The following is a 16,387-nucleotide window of genomic DNA, read 5'->3' as shown; positions in this document are numbered from 1 at the left end:
TCCCAACTCTGGACGAACTCTCCGGCGTCGAAGTGGGCGCGGCGATAGCATTTATCGTGGATTCGCTGACCATAGAACATCAATGGACGGCCCATTCTGTCGACATCTGGCAAGCGATCAAAGGTCACCATGTAAGTAATGATGGCGCTCATCACATCCGGGATCGGCGGGCAGCCAGGTACTTTGATAATGGGTTTGTCGGTGATGACTTTGTCGATAGGCGTTGCCTGCGTCGGATTGGGCCGCGCGGCCTGCACGCAGCCCCAGGACGCGCAGGTTCCCCAGGCGATAATCGCGCTGGCTCCGGCAGCGGCACGTTTGAGTTTCTCAATAAACGGTCGACCGCTGCTGATACAGAACATCCCCTGCTCGCCCAGCGGCGGATTACCTTCTACTGCGAGGATATATTTGCCATTGTATTGCGCGATGATGTCTTCAAAGACTTCTTCCGCCTGGGTTCCGGCGGCAGCCATCAAAGTATCGTCGTAATCGAGGGAAATCAGGGAAAGGATGACGTCCTTCGCCAGTGGGTGAGCGGAGCGGATAAAAGATTCGGTACAGCAGGTGCATTCCAGACCGTGGATCCATACCACCGGAATGCGGGGTTTGTTCTCCAGCGCCCAGGCAAACTTTGGTGCCATTCCCGCGCCTAATCCCAGCGACGTGGCAGCCAGACTACAATATTTGAGAAAGCTGCGCCGGGTAACGCCCTGACGCCGCATGGCCTGGTAAAATGTTTCCTCGTTATTCATATCGCACGTCTCTTCTCCTTGCGACACCGGCAGGACACCGGGCGCACATGGTCGGCAAGCGACGTCCCTGTAGCAAGGCAAACCATCGCTTCACGTGAGATGCTGAAAACGAAAGCTCATCCTTCTGCACTGGCACACGTCGCCAGAAAGTATTGTTAATAAAGCGTAGTGAAACTTTTGCACAAAACAATACAAACTGTGTGGATTTATCTTTTAGCGATAAAAATGGACCTATTTTTCTTTTGGCCGGGCGGTGGGGATGTTTAGCCGGTTGCTAAACGAGTAAAAGAGAAGGAATTCATGGTGATGAAATGATCAATCTGCTGTTATTTCACGCTATCAATGCACTTTTGGCTGTTTTTCAGGCAAACAAACAAATTAGGGGTTTACACGCCGCATCGGGATGTTTATAGTGCGCGTCATTCCGGAAGTGTGGCCGAGCGGTTGAAGGCACCGGTCTTGAAAACCGGCGACCCGAAAGGGTTCCAGAGTTCGAATCTCTGCGCTTCCGCCAAATAAGATAAGGGGTTAGCTAAATGCTAACCCCTTTTTCTTTTGCCTGTCGAAATTCTCAGGGCGTTATATTTGCTTAATGACCTGATAATCCGCTGTTAAACCTGTTCCAGATCAAATGCGTAAAGATGGGTAAAACTTCTGGGTGCCCTTACGCATTATCATTATGCTGCTTAATTAATTACATCTGTCATAGAGAGTGACTCAATGGATCGTATTGTTAGTTCTTCACATGACCGTACATCACTGCTTAGCACCCATAAGGTGCTGCGTAATACCTATTTTCTGCTGAGCCTGACGCTGGCCTTTTCGGCGATTACCGCAACTGCCAGTACGGTGCTGATGCTGCCATCTCCGGGTCTGATTCTGACGCTGGTGGGTATGTATGGTTTGATGTTCCTGACCTATAAAACGGCGAATAAGCCGACCGGGATTATCTCCGCATTCGCCTTTACCGGTTTTCTGGGTTATATCCTCGGACCAATTCTGAACACCTATCTGTCTGCCGGAATGGGTGACGTAATCGCTATGGCACTGGGCGGAACGGCGTTAGTGTTCTTCTGCTGCTCTGCATATGTGCTGACCACCCGCAAAGATATGTCGTTCCTCGGCGGTATGCTGATGGCGGGTATTGTGGTGGTGCTGATTGGTATGGTTGCTAATATCTTCCTGCAACTGCCTGCTCTGCATCTGGCGATCAGCGCGGTCTTCATTTTGATCTCCTCTGGCGCTATTTTGTTTGAAACCAGCAACATCATTCATGGCGGTGAAACGAACTATATTCGTGCCACGGTTAGCCTGTATGTTTCGCTGTACAACATCTTCGTCAGCCTGCTGAGCATTCTGGGCTTCGCCAGCCGCGATTAATCTCACCCGCTAACACTTTCATAGCCTCGCTTTATGCGGGGCTTTGTTTTTTGTTACACTGCCGCCAGTCTGATTAAGGTAGTAATAATTATGCTGATCTTCGAAGGTAAAGAGATAGAAACGGATACCGAAGGCTATCTCAAAGAAAGCAGCCAGTGGAGTGAGCCGCTGGCTGTGGTGATTGCAGAGAACGAAGGGATTTCGCTGTCGCCAGAACACTGGGAAGTGGTGCGTTTTGTGCGTGATTTCTATCTGGAATTCAATACTTCTCCGGCGATTCGTATGCTGGTAAAAGCGATGGCGAATAAATTTGGCGAAGAAAAAGGTAACAGCCGCTATTTATATCGACTGTTTCCGAAAGGTCCGGCTAAGCAAGCCACCAAAATTGCTGGCCTGCCAAAACCGGTAAAATGTATTTAATGGATACGAAAATCGGCTAATTCCCCCGAGGGATGATGCGGCTCGCTAAGCACCCGTTCCACACGCGCAGAACGCGGGCCGCCACTCTTTAACCACTGCATTAATTTTTCCACCTGCCCTTCTTCACCGCAAGCAACCACTTCCACGCTGCCATCGTCAAGATTTTTGGCGTACCCGGTTAAACCCAGTCTTTTCGCTTCGTACTGTGTGGTGTAGCGAAATCCTACGCCCTGAACTCGCCCGTAAACCCAGGCAATTATGCAGACTTTCGACATTGCTGCTCTCCTTATCCTTAATGGACGCGTTGCAAATCCATGGAAAACTCCGGACAATGACGCCCATTTCTTTGCATCGACAGAAAAGTAAATTATGAGTGTACGTTTAGTGTTAGCCAAAGGGCGCGAAAAATCATTACTTCGTCGCCATCCGTGGGTCTTTTCCGGGGCCGTTGCCCGCATGGAAGGTAAAGCCAGCCTCGGTGAAACCATCGATATTGTTGATCATCAGGGAAAATGGTTAGCACGCGGCGCTTATTCGCCAGCTTCGCAAATCCGGGCGCGCGTCTGGACGTTTGACCCGTCTGAGTCTATCGACATTGCTTTTTTTTCCCGCCGTTTGCAACAAGCACAAAAATGGCGTGACTGGCTGGCGCAAAAAGATGGCCTCGACAGCTATCGTTTAATCGCCGGAGAATCTGATGGCCTGCCGGGTATTACTATCGATCGTTTCGGTAATTTTCTGGTGCTGCAACTGCTGAGTGCTGGGGCAGAATATCAGCGCGCGGCATTAATTAGTGCCCTGCAAACGCTGTACCCGGAATGTTCGATTTACGATCGCAGCGATGTTGCGGTACGTAAAAAAGAAGGAATGGAGCTGACCCAGGGCCCCGTCACCGGCGAGTTGCCACCTGCCCTGCTGCCGATTGAAGAACACGGAATGAAACTGCTGGTGGATATTCAGCACGGACACAAAACGGGCTACTACCTGGACCAGCGTGATAGCCGCCTGGCTACCCGCCGCTACGTTGAAAATAAACGTGTGCTGAACTGTTTCTCCTATACCGGTGGTTTCGCCGTATCGGCACTGATGGGCGGTTGCAGCCAGGTTGTCAGCGTTGATACCTCCCAGGAAGCGCTGGATATTGCACGGCAGAACGTTGAGCTGAACAAACTGGATCTGAGCAAGGCTGAGTTTGTCCGTGATGATGTCTTTAAATTGCTGCGTACTTATCGCGATCGCGGTGAAAAATTTGACGTTATCGTGATGGACCCGCCGAAGTTTGTTGAGAATAAAAGCCAGTTGATGGGCGCGTGTCGTGGCTATAAAGATATCAACATGCTGGCGATTCAGTTGCTGAATGAAGGCGGTATTCTCCTGACTTTCTCCTGTTCCGGTCTGATGACCAGCGATTTATTTCAGAAAATCATCGCGGATGCCGCAATTGATGCCGGCCGTGATGTACAATTTATAGAGCAGTTCCGTCAGGCAGCCGATCATCCGGTGATCGCTACCTATCCGGAAGGGCTATATCTGAAAGGGTTTGCCTGTCGCGTCATGTAACTTGAAATGTGGAATTTTACCCTTATATCAAAGGTAAAGATTTCCCGGGAGGTGACTATGATTGCCAGCAAATTCGGTATCGGCCAGCAGGTCCGCCATTCCCTGTTAGGTTATCTCGGAGTGGTCGTGGATATCGACCCGGTTTATTCGCTCTCTGAACCGTCGCCTGATGAGCTGGCGGTAAATGACGAGCTTCGCGCCGCTCCGTGGTATCACGTAGTGATGGAGGACGATAACGGCCTACCGGTTCATACCTACCTGGCTGAAGCCCAGCTAAGTAGCGAATTGCAGAATGAACATCCTGAACAGCCATCCATGGATGAGCTGGCGCAGACCATCCGCAAACAACTCCAGGCCCCGCGTCTGCGTAACTGATCCCTGAACGAATCCCCGGAAGGTTTTTGCCTTCCGGGGATTTTTTATTTGGCCAGGCCCAGGCGAGGGATCTCAATAGCCGGGCAGCGATCCATCACCACATTCAACCCGGCATCCCGTGCCAGTACTGCCGCTTGCTCATTAATCACCCCCAGTTGCATCCAGAGGGTTTTCGCGCCAATGGCAATAGCTTCCTGTGCCACGCCCCACTCCGCTTCTGAATTACGGAAAACATCGACCATATCGACCTTTTCCGGAACGTCTGCCAGCGTGCCATACCCCTGCTGGCCCAGCAGCGTTTTGCCGGCAACTTTTGGCGAAACCGGAATGACGTGATACCCCTGGTCGAGTAGATATTTCATCACGCGATAGCTGGGACGATCGGGTTTGTCGCTTGCCCCCACCAGCGCAATGGTGTGAGTGGACGTTAAAATGCCTGCAATATCGGTTTCTTTCATTATTTCCTCCAGACTGTTTAACAAAGTGTACGACAAAGCCGACATGCCAACCATGCAGCTAATACGAATGAATGAGAGCAAAAGCGGGAAATATGTCTATATGTTAGTAAGTATGATTAAAGAAAAATTTTGACACATTATTATTCGGGCGGTCTTTTGACAGGAGCTACCTATGAAAACCGGCATCGTGACCACCTTGATTGCATTATGTTTGCCGGTATCCGTTTTTGCCACCACGCTGCGGCTTTCAACCGATGTCGATCTTCTGGTACTCGACGGCAAGAAGGTTTCCAGCTCTCTGCTGCGCGGTGCGGACAGCATTGAACTGGATAATGGACCGCATCAGTTAGTGTTTCGCGTTGAGAAGACGATTCATCTTTCCAATAGTGAAGAACGGCTGTATATCTCCCCACCGCTGGTGGTCAGTTTTAATACCCAGCTCATCAACCAGGTCAATTTTCGCCTGCCTCGCCTGGAGAATGAGCGGGAAGCTAACCATTTTGATGCCGCGCCGCGCCTTGAATTGTTGGATGGCGATGCGACGCCGATTCCGGTAAAGCTGGATATTCTCGCCATTACCTCAACGGCAAAAACGATTGATTATGAGGTCGAGGTTGAACGCTATAACAAATCCGCGAAACGCGCTTCACTACCGCAATTTGCCACGATGATGGCAGATGACAGTACGCTGCTTTCGGGTGTTTCCGAGCTGGATGCTATTCCACCGCAGTCTCAGGTGCTCACAGAACAACGGCTGAAGTATTGGTTTAAACTGGCTGACCCACAAACGCGAAATACTTTCCTACAGTGGGCGGAAAAACAACCATCTTCCTGAGATTTTTGTGCCTGTGCGCAGGCTTTTTCGGTCTTTATCTTGCAGCGATAAGTGCTTACAGTAATCTGTAGGAAAGTTAACTACGGATGTACATTATGGAACTGACGACTCGCACTTTACCTGCGCGGAAACATATTGCGCTGGTGGCACACGATCACTGCAAACAAATGCTGATGAGCTGGGTGGAACGGCATCAACCGTTACTGGAACAACACGTACTGTATGCAACAGGCACTACCGGTAACTTAATTTCCCGCGCGACCGGCATGAACGTCAACGCGATGTTGAGTGGCCCAATGGGGGGTGACCAGCAGGTTGGCGCATTGATCTCAGAAGGGAAAATTGATGTATTGATTTTCTTCTGGGACCCACTAAATGCCGTGCCGCACGATCCTGACGTGAAAGCCTTGTTGCGTCTGGCGACGGTATGGAACATTCCGGTCGCCACCAACGTGGCAACGGCAGACTTCATAATCCAGTCGCCGCATTTCAACGACGCGGTCGATATTCTGATCCCCGATTATCAGCGTTATCTCGCGGACCGTCTGAAGTAATATTGCACAGGTGGCAAACGCCACCTGTTTCTTACGGTTTTCTCGCTACCGGCACATCCAGATTTTTCAGTATTTCCACAAAGGGAGAGGGATTCTCTTTGTTAAACAGTGCCCATACCCGATGGCGTGCCCGGGTCAGCGCCACGTACATTAACCGCCGTTCTTCAGCGTCCGGGAAATCCTCAACCGGTGGCAGTAGCGCCTCTTCCATAATCGACTCCCGCGCCGCAGCCGGAAAACCATCACTTCCCTCCTGCAAGCCAACGATGATGACGTAATCCGCCTGTTGCCCTTTGCTGGCATGAATGGTCATAAAGTCGATTTGCAACTTCGGCCAGCGTGTTGCCGCTTTTTCCAGGCTGGCAGGCCTCATGTGATGGTAACGCGCCAGGATAAGAATGCGCTCTTCCGGTTTGGCATAACCAGAGAGCTTATCCAGCAAAGCGTCAAGTTGACTCTCATCCAATAACGTGACGGCTTTTTCGTCTCCATTGGTTAAGCTGTTTAGCGGCTTTTTCAACTGGCCTGGGTTCTGCTGAATAAACCGGTTTGCCACCTCACCGATACGACTGTTAAAACGGTAAGTCGTGTCTAAATCACAGCGATCGCCTTCACCAAAGTTTTCATGGAAAGCGGTGGTGAGCGACATTTGCGCACCGCTGAATCGGTAAATCGCCTGCCAGTCATCACCAACGGCGAACAACGTCGTCTGACTGTTTTGCTTGCGTAATGCCGCTAACAACGCTGCCCGCTGCGGCGAGATATCCTGAAATTCATCAACCAGAATATGCTTCCACGGGCTGATAAAGCGACCTTTCTCCAGAATCACAATCGCCTGATGAATAAGGCCCGAAAAATCGACAGCGTTTTCTGCCTTCAGCGCACCTTTCCAGGCTTTTAATAACGGGGCCATCAACTTGATACGTTTACTGAACAGATCGCGAATCTCTTCGGGTGCACTGGCAATCATTTCTGCCTGTGCACCACCGTGCATCCGCATCAGACTTACCCAACGATCGAGGCGTGAGGCAAGACGACGCTGTAATTTTTCATCATCCCAGAAGTTACCTTCTGGCACTGACCACTGCATTTCTTCCGTCAGCCATTGCCGCCAGCCCTTCGCCTGCGCTTTCTTTTCGCTGCATTGCTTGCGCCACTCAGCAATAAAGAGTTCATGACGGGCAGCGGTATCATTTTCCAGTTTGCTGACTATCGGAACTTTTTTGCTGCCCTGCTGAATAATATGCAGCGCCAGCGCATGAAACGTGCGTGCGGTAATGTCTTCGGTATGTAGCCGTTCGCGAATCCGCTCGTCCATCTCTTCAGCGGCTTTGCGACCAAACGCCAGCAATAAAATTTGCTCAGGGGACGCTTCACCACGCGCCAGCAACCAGCCTGCACGGGCCACCAGCACCGACGTTTTTCCGCTTCCTGCACCTGCCAGCACTAACAGAGAATGCTCGCCATTAACGACTGCCCGGGCCTGCGCCGGATTCAGCGGTGAAGACTCGACCTGGCGGAAAAAATCCGCATACTCGGTAAGCATGGCTTCGGTATACGCCTGGTTATGCTGCAACCGAGCGCTTTCAATATCTTTCAACCAGGCCTGACATTTACGCCACGCCTCACGGCAGTTATCGAATTCTTCCAGTCGGTTAACCGGCAACGGCAACGCCGACATAGCCTGGCGGATTTGTTGCTGAACGCCAGAGGTTTGCTCACGCGTCAGCCATTTATTTTCTCCAGTGCGCGTGGCAATCAAATCCAGTTGCTGGCGTAAAACACCAGACGCAATTTCGCTCATCTCGCCACTCCACCGCTGCCAGTGAGCATCAAGATGATGGTAAAAACGCTGCGTCTCGCCCCATTCGGTGCCGTGCAGACGCACCACTTTTTCGTCCGGCAGTACAAATTCCAGCTCGCCCCATACCAGACCGCGCTTACAGTGAATCGCCAGTAATTGATTGAAAGGAATAAGGTATTCGTGGCGATCGCCGGAGACTTTAATCCCGGCATTGAGGATCACCGCCCGATCGTAAGGGTGCTGTGCCAGACGTTTTCCAAGCGTTGTCGCTTTCAGTTCCATGACTCTGTAGATCCACACGAAATTATTTCTTATCAGTGTAACCGTCAGAGAAAACGTGCTCCAGCCCAAAAAAACGTTACAATTGCCGCCCATTACTGAAAACCACAGTAAAGCGAGGTTTTATGCGTACCGTTTTGAACATTCTGAACTTTGTGCTTGGCGGATTTGCCACCACTCTGGGCTGGCTGTTGGCGACTCTGGTCAGTATTATGCTGATTTTTACCTTACCGCTGACACGATCCTGCTGGGAGATCACTAAACTGTCTCTGGTGCCTTATGGCAATGAAGCTATTCATGTCGATGAACTGAACCCGGCTGGCAAAAATGTGCTGCTGAATACTGGCGGTACGGTATTGAATATTTTCTGGCTGATTTTCTTTGGCTGGTGGTTATGCCTGATGCACATTGCAACGGGCATCGCACAATGTATTTCAATCATTGGCATTCCTGTCGGCATTGCGAACTTTAAAATTGCCGCTATTGCACTATGGCCGGTTGGTCGTCGCGTGGTATCGGTAGAAACGGCGCAAGCTGCGCGTGAAGCCAATGCACGTCGTCGTTTTGAATAATCCACTAATATGGCCTTTATGCTAAGTCCTTTGCTCAAACGCTATACCTGGAACAGCGCCTGGCTGTATTACGCGCGTATTTTTATTGCGCTTTGTGGAACCACAGCGTTTCCGTGGTGGCTGGGTGATGTAAAACTGACGATTCCGCTAACGCTGGGGATGGTGGCAGCGGCGCTGACCGATCTCGATGACCGACTGGCGGGACGTTTGCGTAACCTCATCATTACGCTGTTCTGCTTTTTTATCGCCTCGGCCTCAGTAGAATTGCTGTTTCCCTGGCCCTGGCTATTTGCGATTGGCTTAACGCTCTCTACCAGCGGCTTCATTTTGCTCGGCGGTCTGGGTCAACGCTATGCAACAATTGCCTTCGGTGCATTGCTGATCGCCATTTACACTATGTTGGGAACATCACTGTATGAGCACTGGTATCAGCAGCCGATGTATCTGCTGGCCGGTGCCGTCTGGTACAACGTCCTGACACTTATTGGTCATCTGCTGTTCCCGGTCCGCCCGCTGCAGGACAACCTGGCGCGTTGCTATGAACAACTGGCGCGTTATCTTGAGCTCAAGTCGCGCATGTTTGATCCTGATATTGAAGATGAAAGCCAGGCACCGCTGTACGATTTGGCTCTCGCCAACGGTCTGCTGATGGCGACATTGAATCAGACGAAACTCTCGCTGCTGACCCGCTTACGTGGCGATCGTGGTCAACGGGGAACGCGTCGCACGCTGCATTATTACTTTGTCGCACAGGATATTCACGAGCGTGCCAGCTCTTCTCATATTCAGTATCAAACATTGCGTGAACATTTTCGCCACAGCGACGTGCTGTTCCGTTTTCAGCGGCTGATGTCGATGCAGGGCCAGGCGTGCCAGCAACTGTCACGCTGTATTTTGTTGCGTCAGCCTTATCAACATGATCCGCATTTTGAGCGCGCTTTTACGCATATTGATGCTGCGCTGGAGCGGATGCGCGATAACGGCGCACCCGCCGATTTACTCAAAACACTGGGATTTTTGCTGAACAATTTACGCGCCATTGATGCCCAACTGGCAACAATTGAATCAGAACAGGCCCAGGCACTACCCCATAATAATGACGAAAATGAGCTCGCTGATGACAGCCCGCACGGGTTGAGTGATATCTGGCTGCGTCTTAGCCGTCACTTCACGCCGGAATCCGCCCTCTTCCGTCATGCGATAAGAATGTCGCTGGTGTTGTGCTTCGGCTACGCCATCATTCAAATAACCGGAATGCATCACGGGTATTGGATCTTGCTGACAAGTTTGTTTGTCTGCCAGCCAAACTATAACGCCACGCGCCACCGCCTGAAGTTAAGGATTATTGGTACGCTGGTCGGTATCGCCATTGGCATTCCTGTGCTGTGGTTTGTACCGTCACTGGAAGGGCAGCTGGTGCTACTGGTTATTACCGGCGTGCTCTTTTTTGCCTTCCGTAACGTGCAATATGCCCATGCAACGATGTTCATCACACTTTTGGTGCTACTGTGTTTTAACTTGCTGGGTGAAGGTTTTGAAGTAGCGTTACCTCGCGTAATCGATACGCTGATTGGTTGTGCCATTGCGTGGGCGGCAGTGAGCTACATCTGGCCTGACTGGCAGTTTCGCAATCTGCCGCGAATGCTCGAACGCGCCACAGAGGCCAACTGCCGGTATCTCGATGCCATACTGGAGCAATACCATCAGGGGCGTGATAACCGTCTGGCGTATCGTATTGCCCGCCGCGATGCACACAACCGTGATGCTGAACTGGCGTCGGTGGTATCAAATATGTCCAGCGAACCGAACGTTACCCCGCAAATTCGCGAAGCCGCGTTTCGGTTGCTGTGCCTTAACCATACGTTTACCAGCTATATCTCAGCCCTCGGTGCTCACCGGGAGCAGTTAACTAATCCTGAAATTCTGGCGTTTCTTGATGAGGCAGTTTGCTATGTTGATGACGCGTTACATCATCAACCTGCTGATGAAGAACGCGTCAATGAGGCATTAGCTAGCCTGAAACAGCGGATGCAGCAACTTGAACCACGGGCAGACAGCAAAGAACCTCTGGTCGTACAACAAGTTGGATTATTGATTGCATTACTGCCTGAGATTGGTCGTCTGCAACGCCAGATTACTCAAGTTCCGCAGGAAACTCCTGTTTCGGCGTAAGAGAGTCAGCCCATTCTGCAAGCTCCTGGCGGCGTGCCACCGGGAGCGCAGCTTCATGAATGCCGATAATGGCACCTTCAAGCATAAACAGAATCTTTTCTGTCACCAGACTGTTTTGCTGCCGCAGTCGCAACCAACACATTTTTGCCCCAAGTATACGTAACGCCCGTACATCCTTAATCCCCACCTCCCCGAGAATCGCTTCCAGATGAAAAGACATATTGGGCAAATCTTTCAGTCTTTCCCGGGTATTGCGCGTGCTTTTCTCTTTCAGCGCTGCATCGAGAGAATATTTCGACAGACGCACCAGCTTCAGTTGATTTCGCCATAGACTTTCATCAACCCGATAGTAATTGAGGGTAACGGATCGGCCACACTTTTTATATGTCAGCCAGACAGGCGGATGTTTTACACAGTACTGTGCACTTTGCTCACAAGCCCGAAGATACAACTCACCATCAGAAACCATCGCAAACACCGTGTCGTCAACGGTCAGGCTGTAACTGCCAAACAATGATCGGTATTCAATTGTGCCCAACGTTGCCAGGTATTCTTGTGATTTATAGATCCGCTTATAGGAGAGGCTTTTCATAAAATTCCTTTTAAAATCATAACATAAAAGAATGATTCACATTAACGGATCCGTTAACTACGAAAATAGGCAACTTATTCTTAAGGGGCAAGATTAATTTATGTTTTCCCGTCACCAACGACAAAATTTGCGAGGCTCTTTCCGAAAATAGGGTTGATCTTTGTTGTCACTGGATGTACTGTACATCCATACAGTAACTCACAGGGGCTGGATTGATTATGTACACTTCAGGCTATGCACATCGTTCTTCGTCGTTCTCATCCGCAGCAAGTAAAATTGCGCGTGTCTCTACGGAAAACACTACAGCCGGGCTTATCAGTGAAGTTGTCTATCGCGAAGATCAGCCCATGATGACGCAACTTCTACTGTTGCCATTGTTACAGCAACTCGGTCAGCAATCGCGCTGGCAACTCTGGTTAACACCGCAACAAAAACTGAGTCGGGAATGGGTTCAGGCATCTGGGCTACCCTTAACGAAAGTAATGCAGATTAGCCAGCTCTCCCCTTGCCACACTGTGGAGTCAATGGTTCGCGCTTTACGCACGGGCAATTACAGTGTGGTGATCGGTTGGTTGGCAGATGATTTGACTGAAGAAGAGCATGCTGAACTTGTTGATGCGGCAAATGAAGGTAACGCTATGGGGTTTATTATGCGTCCGGTAAGCGCATCCTCTCACGCCACGAGACAACTTTCCGGGCTAAAAATTCACTCTAATTTGTATCATTAAGTAAATTTAGGATTAATCCTGGAACTTTTTTTGTCGCCCAGCCAATGCTTTCAGTCGTGACTAATTTTCCTTGCGGAGGCTTGTCTGAAGCGGTTTCCGCGATTTTCTTCTGTAAATTGTCGCTGACAAAAAAGATTAAACATACCTTATACAAGACTTTTTTTTCATATGCCTGACGGAGTTCACACTTGTAAGTTTTCAACTACGTTGTAGACTTTACATCGCCAGGGGTGCTCGGCATAAGCCGAAGATATCGGTAGAGTTAATATTGAGCAGATCCCCCGGTGAAGGATTTAACCGTGTTATCTCGTTGGAGATATTCATGGCGTATTTTGGATGATAACGAGGCGCAAAAAATGAAAAAGACAGCTATCGCGATTGCAGTGGCACTGGCTGGTTTCGCTACCGTAGCGCAGGCCGCTCCGAAAGATAACACCTGGTACACTGGTGCTAAACTGGGCTGGTCCCAGTACCATGACACTGGTTTCATCAACAACAATGGCCCGACCCATGAAAACCAACTGGGCGCTGGTGCTTTTGGTGGTTACCAGGTTAACCCGTATGTTGGCTTTGAAATGGGTTACGACTGGTTAGGTCGTATGCCGTACAAAGGCAGCGTTGAAAACGGTGCATACAAAGCTCAGGGCGTTCAACTGACCGCTAAACTGGGTTACCCAATCACTGACGACCTGGACATCTACACTCGTCTGGGTGGTATGGTATGGCGTGCAGACACTAAATCCAACGTTTATGGTAAAAACCACGACACCGGCGTTTCTCCGGTCTTCGCTGGCGGTGTTGAGTACGCGATCACTCCTGAAATCGCTACCCGTCTGGAATACCAGTGGACCAACAACATCGGTGACGCACACACCATCGGCACTCGTCCGGACAACGGCATGCTGAGCCTGGGTGTTTCCTACCGTTTCGGTCAGGGCGAAGCAGCTCCAGTAGTTGCTCCGGCTCCAGCTCCGGCACCGGAAGTACAGACCAAGCACTTCACTCTGAAGTCTGACGTTCTGTTCAACTTCAACAAAGCAACCCTGAAACCGGAAGGTCAGGCTGCTCTGGATCAGCTGTACAGCCAGCTGAGCAACCTGGATCCGAAAGACGGTTCCGTAGTTGTTCTGGGTTACACCGACCGCATCGGTTCTGACGCTTACAACCAGGGTCTGTCCGAGCGCCGTGCTCAGTCTGTTGTTGATTACCTGATCTCCAAAGGTATCCCGGCAGACAAGATCTCCGCACGTGGTATGGGCGAATCCAACCCGGTTACTGGCAACACCTGTGACAACGTGAAACAGCGTGCTGCACTGATCGACTGCCTGGCTCCGGATCGTCGCGTAGAGATCGAAGTTAAAGGTATCAAAGACGTTGTAACTCAGCCGCAAGCTTAAGTTCTCGTCTGGTAGAAAAACCCCGCTGCTGCGGGGTTTTTTTTGCCTTTAGTAAATTGAACTGACTTTCGTCAGTTATTCCTTACCCAGCAATGCCTGCAGATCCTGCTTCAGAGAAGACATTTTATTCGCGTATTTCTCTTTGTTTTCCGCATCTTCAATCAGCTGAACAATCGTTTCAGAAAGCGTTTTACCGCGACGCTGCGCAAGACCAGCCAGACGTTGCCAGACAATAAATTCCAGATCGATCGATTTTTTGCGCGTATGCTGGTGTTCCGCATTAAAATGGCGCTTTCGTCTTGCCCGAATGGTTTGCTTCATGCGATTGACCAGTTCCGGATTCATATGCTTGTCAATCCAGCCATTTACCAGCACGGGTTCATTTTCCAGCGAGAGCAACACATCGACGGCTTCCTGGGCGGCACTGGCTTCTATGTAACGGGTGATTAACTCCCCTTCGCGATGCTTCTTCACCAGATACTTCCATTTCCAACCGCTTTCAAGATTTTCAAGTTGTTGATATTTCATAGCGATCTCAATGTTACCGTGTAACTCTTTACAGAATATCAGCTTTTTAGGCCAGTGAAGAAAAGAATCTCCATCCTGTGAGCTTTAACGCCCATGCCAGGAGTATTGTCGGTGCTTTCTACGTGTGCTGTAGTGCCGGTTACGGTATAATCGCGGCTTTGACAACAGACTAAAAAACATCAACTTTGACCATTACGAAACTTGCATGGCGTGACCTGGTTCCTGATACCGATAGCTATCAGGAAATATTTGCTCAGCCACATTTGATTGACGAAAACGATCCTTTATTCAGTGATACTCAACCGCGACTGCAATTCGCACTGGAGCAGTTGCTGCATACGCGAGCATCCTCCTCTTTTATGCTGGCGAAGGCCCCGGAAGAGTCTGAGTATCTGAATCTTATTGCCAATGCCGCGCGTACGCTACAAAGCGATGCAGGCCAACTGGTGGGCGGTCACTATGAGGTTTCCGGCCACTCCATCCGCTTACGTCACGCAGTGAGTGCAGATGATAATTTTGCGACTTTGACGCAAGTTGTCGCTGCCGACTGGGTAGAAGCGGAGCAACTCTTTGGCTGCCTGCGCCAGTTTAATGGCGACATTACCCTGCAGCCTGGTCTGGTGCATCAGGCAAATGGCGGTATTCTCATCATCTCTTTGCGTACACTGCTGGCGCAACCTCTGCTGTGGATGCGGCTGAAAAATATCGTTAACCGCGAGCGTTTTGACTGGGTTGCGTTTGATGAGTCGCGCCCTCTCCCCGTCTCTGTGCCTTCGATGCCATTGAAGCTGAAAGTCATTCTGGTAGGCGAACGCGAATCATTGGCTGATTTCCAGGAGATGGAGCCAGAGCTTTCAGAGCAGGCTATTTATAGCGAATTTGAAGATACTCTGCAGATTGTCGATGCGGAGTCAGTAACCCAGTGGTGTCGCTGGGTGACATTTACCGCCAGACATAATCACTTACCTGCACCGGGAGCGGATGCCTGGCCGGTACTTATCCGCGAAGCAGCACGCTACACCGGTGAACAAGAAACACTTCCGCTTAGCCCGCAGTGGATCCTCCGCCAGTGTAAAGAGGTCGCCTCCCTGTGTGATGGCGACACCTTCTCCGGCGAGCAGCTAAACTTAATGCTGCAGCAGCGTGAATGGCGCGAAGGTTTCCTCGCTGAACGTATGCAGGATGAGATCCTTCAGGAGCAAATCCTGATTGAAACCGAAGGCGAACGCATCGGGCAAATTAACGCCCTTTCGGTCATTGAATTTCCGGGTCATCCACGCGCTTTTGGCGAACCTTCTCGCATTAGCTGCGTTGTGCATATTGGCGATGGTGAATTCACCGACATCGAACGCAAAGCGGAGCTTGGCGGCAATATCCATGCGAAAGGGATGATGATCATGCAAGCGTTCCTGATGTCGGAACTACAGCTTGAGCAACAGATCCCCTTCTCAGCATCGCTGACATTTGAGCAGTCATACAGTGAAGTTGATGGAGATAGTGCCTCGATGGCTGAACTCTGCGCCCTGATAAGCGCCCTCGCCGATGTGCCGGTGAATCAGAGTATCGCTATCACAGGTTCAGTCGATCAGTTCGGTCGCGCCCAGCCGGTCGGTGGTTTAAATGAGAAAATCGAAGGCTTCTTTGCTATTTGCCAGCAACGTGAGTTAACCGGGAAACAAGGTGTCATTATCCCCACAGCTAACGTTCGCCATTTAAGTCTTCACAGTGAACTGGTGAAAGCGGTAGAAGAAGGCAAATTCACCATCTGGGCAGTAGACGATGTGACTGACGCACTGCCGTTATTATTAAATCTGGTGTGGGATGGCGAAGGCCAAACGACGCTGATGCAAACCATCCAGGAACGTATCGCGCAAGCATCGCAACAGGAAGGACGTCACCGTTTTCCATGGCCATTACGTTGGCTGAACTGGTTTATTCCGAACTGATCGGACTTGTTCAGCGTACACGTGTTAGCTATCCT

Annotated in this window: 17 protein-coding genes and 1 tRNA gene; 12 read left to right on the top strand and 6 right to left on the bottom strand. The window is 50.5% G+C overall.

Annotated features, from left to right (window positions below; all coding sequences use genetic code 11):
• A partial coding sequence (hyaA, locus tag QZF50_RS06655) for a hydrogenase 1 small subunit (protein ID WP_290388836.1) occupies window positions 1-752 on the bottom strand: 752 nt, incomplete at its 3' end.
• A gap of 426 nt (window positions 753-1,178) precedes the next feature.
• On the opposite strand from hyaA, the gene QZF50_RS06650 reads away from it, so the two are divergent.
• The 3 genes from QZF50_RS06650 to tusE all read left to right on the top strand — a co-directional run bounded on the left by QZF50_RS06650 (window position 1,179) and on the right by tusE (window position 2,552).
• Window positions 1,179-1,266: transfer RNA gene (locus QZF50_RS06650), tRNA-Ser, on the top strand.
• A gap of 206 nt (window positions 1,267-1,472) precedes the next feature.
• The gene (gene yccA, locus QZF50_RS06645; RefSeq protein ID WP_000375136.1) at window positions 1,473-2,132 is read left to right on the top strand and encodes an FtsH protease modulator YccA; all 660 of its coding nucleotides are present in this window, start codon (window positions 1,473-1,475) and stop codon (window positions 2,130-2,132) included.
• Window positions 2,133-2,222: 90 nt separating this feature from the next.
• Entirely contained in the window at window positions 2,223-2,552 is a 330-nt protein-coding gene (gene tusE, locus QZF50_RS06640) for a sulfurtransferase TusE (protein ID WP_000904442.1), read from the top strand.
• Here tusE and yccX read toward each other — a convergent pair.
• Complete coding sequence (gene yccX, locus QZF50_RS06635) at window positions 2,549-2,827, bottom strand: acylphosphatase (RefSeq protein ID WP_000048249.1); 279 nt, start codon at window positions 2,825-2,827, stop codon at window positions 2,549-2,551. The two genes, tusE and yccX, sit on opposite strands and share 4 nt — an antisense overlap.
• Window positions 2,828-2,921: 94 nt before the next feature.
• Here yccX and rlmI point away from each other — a divergent pair, with 94 nt between their 5' ends.
• Both rlmI and hspQ read left to right on the top strand, forming a co-directional pair.
• On the top strand, window positions 2,922-4,112 hold the full coding sequence (rlmI, locus tag QZF50_RS06630) for a 23S rRNA (cytosine(1962)-C(5))-methyltransferase RlmI (protein ID WP_000116297.1): 1,191 nt from the start codon (window positions 2,922-2,924) through the stop codon (window positions 4,110-4,112).
• A gap of 57 nt (window positions 4,113-4,169) precedes the next feature.
• The gene (gene hspQ / locus QZF50_RS06625; RefSeq protein ID WP_000561986.1) at window positions 4,170-4,487 is read left to right on the top strand and encodes a heat shock protein HspQ; all 318 of its coding nucleotides are present in this window, start codon (window positions 4,170-4,172) and stop codon (window positions 4,485-4,487) included.
• 44 nt (window positions 4,488-4,531) lie between these two features.
• Here hspQ and QZF50_RS06620 read toward each other — a convergent pair whose 3' ends face one another.
• Entirely contained in the window at window positions 4,532-4,945 is a 414-nt protein-coding gene (locus QZF50_RS06620; RefSeq protein ID WP_061892239.1) for a CoA-binding protein, read from the bottom strand.
• A gap of 172 nt (window positions 4,946-5,117) precedes the next feature.
• Here QZF50_RS06620 and QZF50_RS06615 point away from each other — a divergent pair, with 172 nt between their 5' ends.
• Both QZF50_RS06615 and mgsA read left to right on the top strand, forming a co-directional pair.
• Window positions 5,118-5,780, top strand: a complete 663-nt coding sequence (locus QZF50_RS06615) for a DUF2057 family protein (RefSeq protein ID WP_000847791.1) — start codon at window positions 5,118-5,120, stop codon at window positions 5,778-5,780.
• Window positions 5,781-5,875: 95 nt separating this feature from the next.
• Window positions 5,876-6,334, top strand: a complete 459-nt coding sequence (gene mgsA / locus QZF50_RS06610; protein WP_000424181.1) for a methylglyoxal synthase — start codon at window positions 5,876-5,878, stop codon at window positions 6,332-6,334.
• A 31-nt stretch (window positions 6,335-6,365) separates the two neighbouring features.
• Here mgsA and helD read toward each other — a convergent pair whose 3' ends face one another.
• Window positions 6,366-8,420 carry a DNA helicase IV gene (helD, locus tag QZF50_RS06605; RefSeq protein ID WP_000420533.1) on the bottom strand — a complete coding sequence of 685 codons (2,055 nt, stop codon included), beginning with the start codon at window positions 8,418-8,420 and terminating at the stop codon, window positions 6,366-6,368.
• Window positions 8,421-8,542: 122 nt separating this feature from the next.
• Between helD and QZF50_RS06600 the strand changes: the two genes are divergently transcribed.
• Together QZF50_RS06600 and yccS are read left to right on the top strand one after the other, a co-directional pair.
• The gene (locus QZF50_RS06600) at window positions 8,543-8,989 is read left to right on the top strand and encodes a YccF domain-containing protein (RefSeq protein WP_001261231.1); all 447 of its coding nucleotides are present in this window, start codon (window positions 8,543-8,545) and stop codon (window positions 8,987-8,989) included.
• 9 nt (window positions 8,990-8,998) lie between these two features.
• Complete coding sequence (yccS, locus tag QZF50_RS06595) at window positions 8,999-11,161, top strand: YccS family putative transporter (protein WP_000875020.1); 2,163 nt, start codon at window positions 8,999-9,001, stop codon at window positions 11,159-11,161.
• Here the strand turns inward: yccS and sxy are convergent.
• Window positions 11,124-11,753, bottom strand: a complete 630-nt coding sequence (gene sxy, locus QZF50_RS06590) for a CRP-S regulon transcriptional coactivator Sxy (protein WP_000839153.1) — start codon at window positions 11,751-11,753, stop codon at window positions 11,124-11,126. The two genes, yccS and sxy, sit on opposite strands and share 38 nt — an antisense overlap.
• Before the next feature lie 218 nt (window positions 11,754-11,971).
• Between sxy and sulA the strand changes: the two genes are divergently transcribed.
• Together sulA and ompA are read left to right on the top strand one after the other, a co-directional pair.
• Entirely contained in the window at window positions 11,972-12,481 is a 510-nt protein-coding gene (gene sulA, locus QZF50_RS06585) for an SOS-induced cell division inhibitor SulA (protein ID WP_000288710.1), read from the top strand.
• Window positions 12,482-12,837: 356 nt separating this feature from the next.
• Complete coding sequence (ompA, locus tag QZF50_RS06580; RefSeq protein WP_000750416.1) at window positions 12,838-13,878, top strand: porin OmpA; 1,041 nt, start codon at window positions 12,838-12,840, stop codon at window positions 13,876-13,878.
• Between the two features lie 75 nt (window positions 13,879-13,953).
• Here the strand turns inward: ompA and matP are convergent, their stop codons facing one another.
• Complete coding sequence (gene matP, locus QZF50_RS06575) at window positions 13,954-14,406, bottom strand: macrodomain Ter protein MatP (RefSeq protein WP_000877161.1); 453 nt, start codon at window positions 14,404-14,406, stop codon at window positions 13,954-13,956.
• A gap of 185 nt (window positions 14,407-14,591) precedes the next feature.
• On the opposite strand from matP, the gene QZF50_RS06570 reads away from it, so the two are divergent.
• Window positions 14,592-16,352 (top strand): Lon protease family protein, encoded by a 1,761-nt coding sequence (locus QZF50_RS06570; protein WP_000156526.1) that lies wholly within the window; start codon window positions 14,592-14,594, stop codon window positions 16,350-16,352.
• Window positions 16,353-16,387 lie beyond the last annotated feature (35 nt).

The organism is uncultured Escherichia sp. (assembly GCF_948475835.1).
Lineage (GTDB): Bacteria > Pseudomonadota > Gammaproteobacteria > Enterobacterales > Enterobacteriaceae > ECMA0423.
Note: the sequence above shows the minus strand (reverse complement) of the source record. Positions and strands in the feature narration are given on the sequence as shown.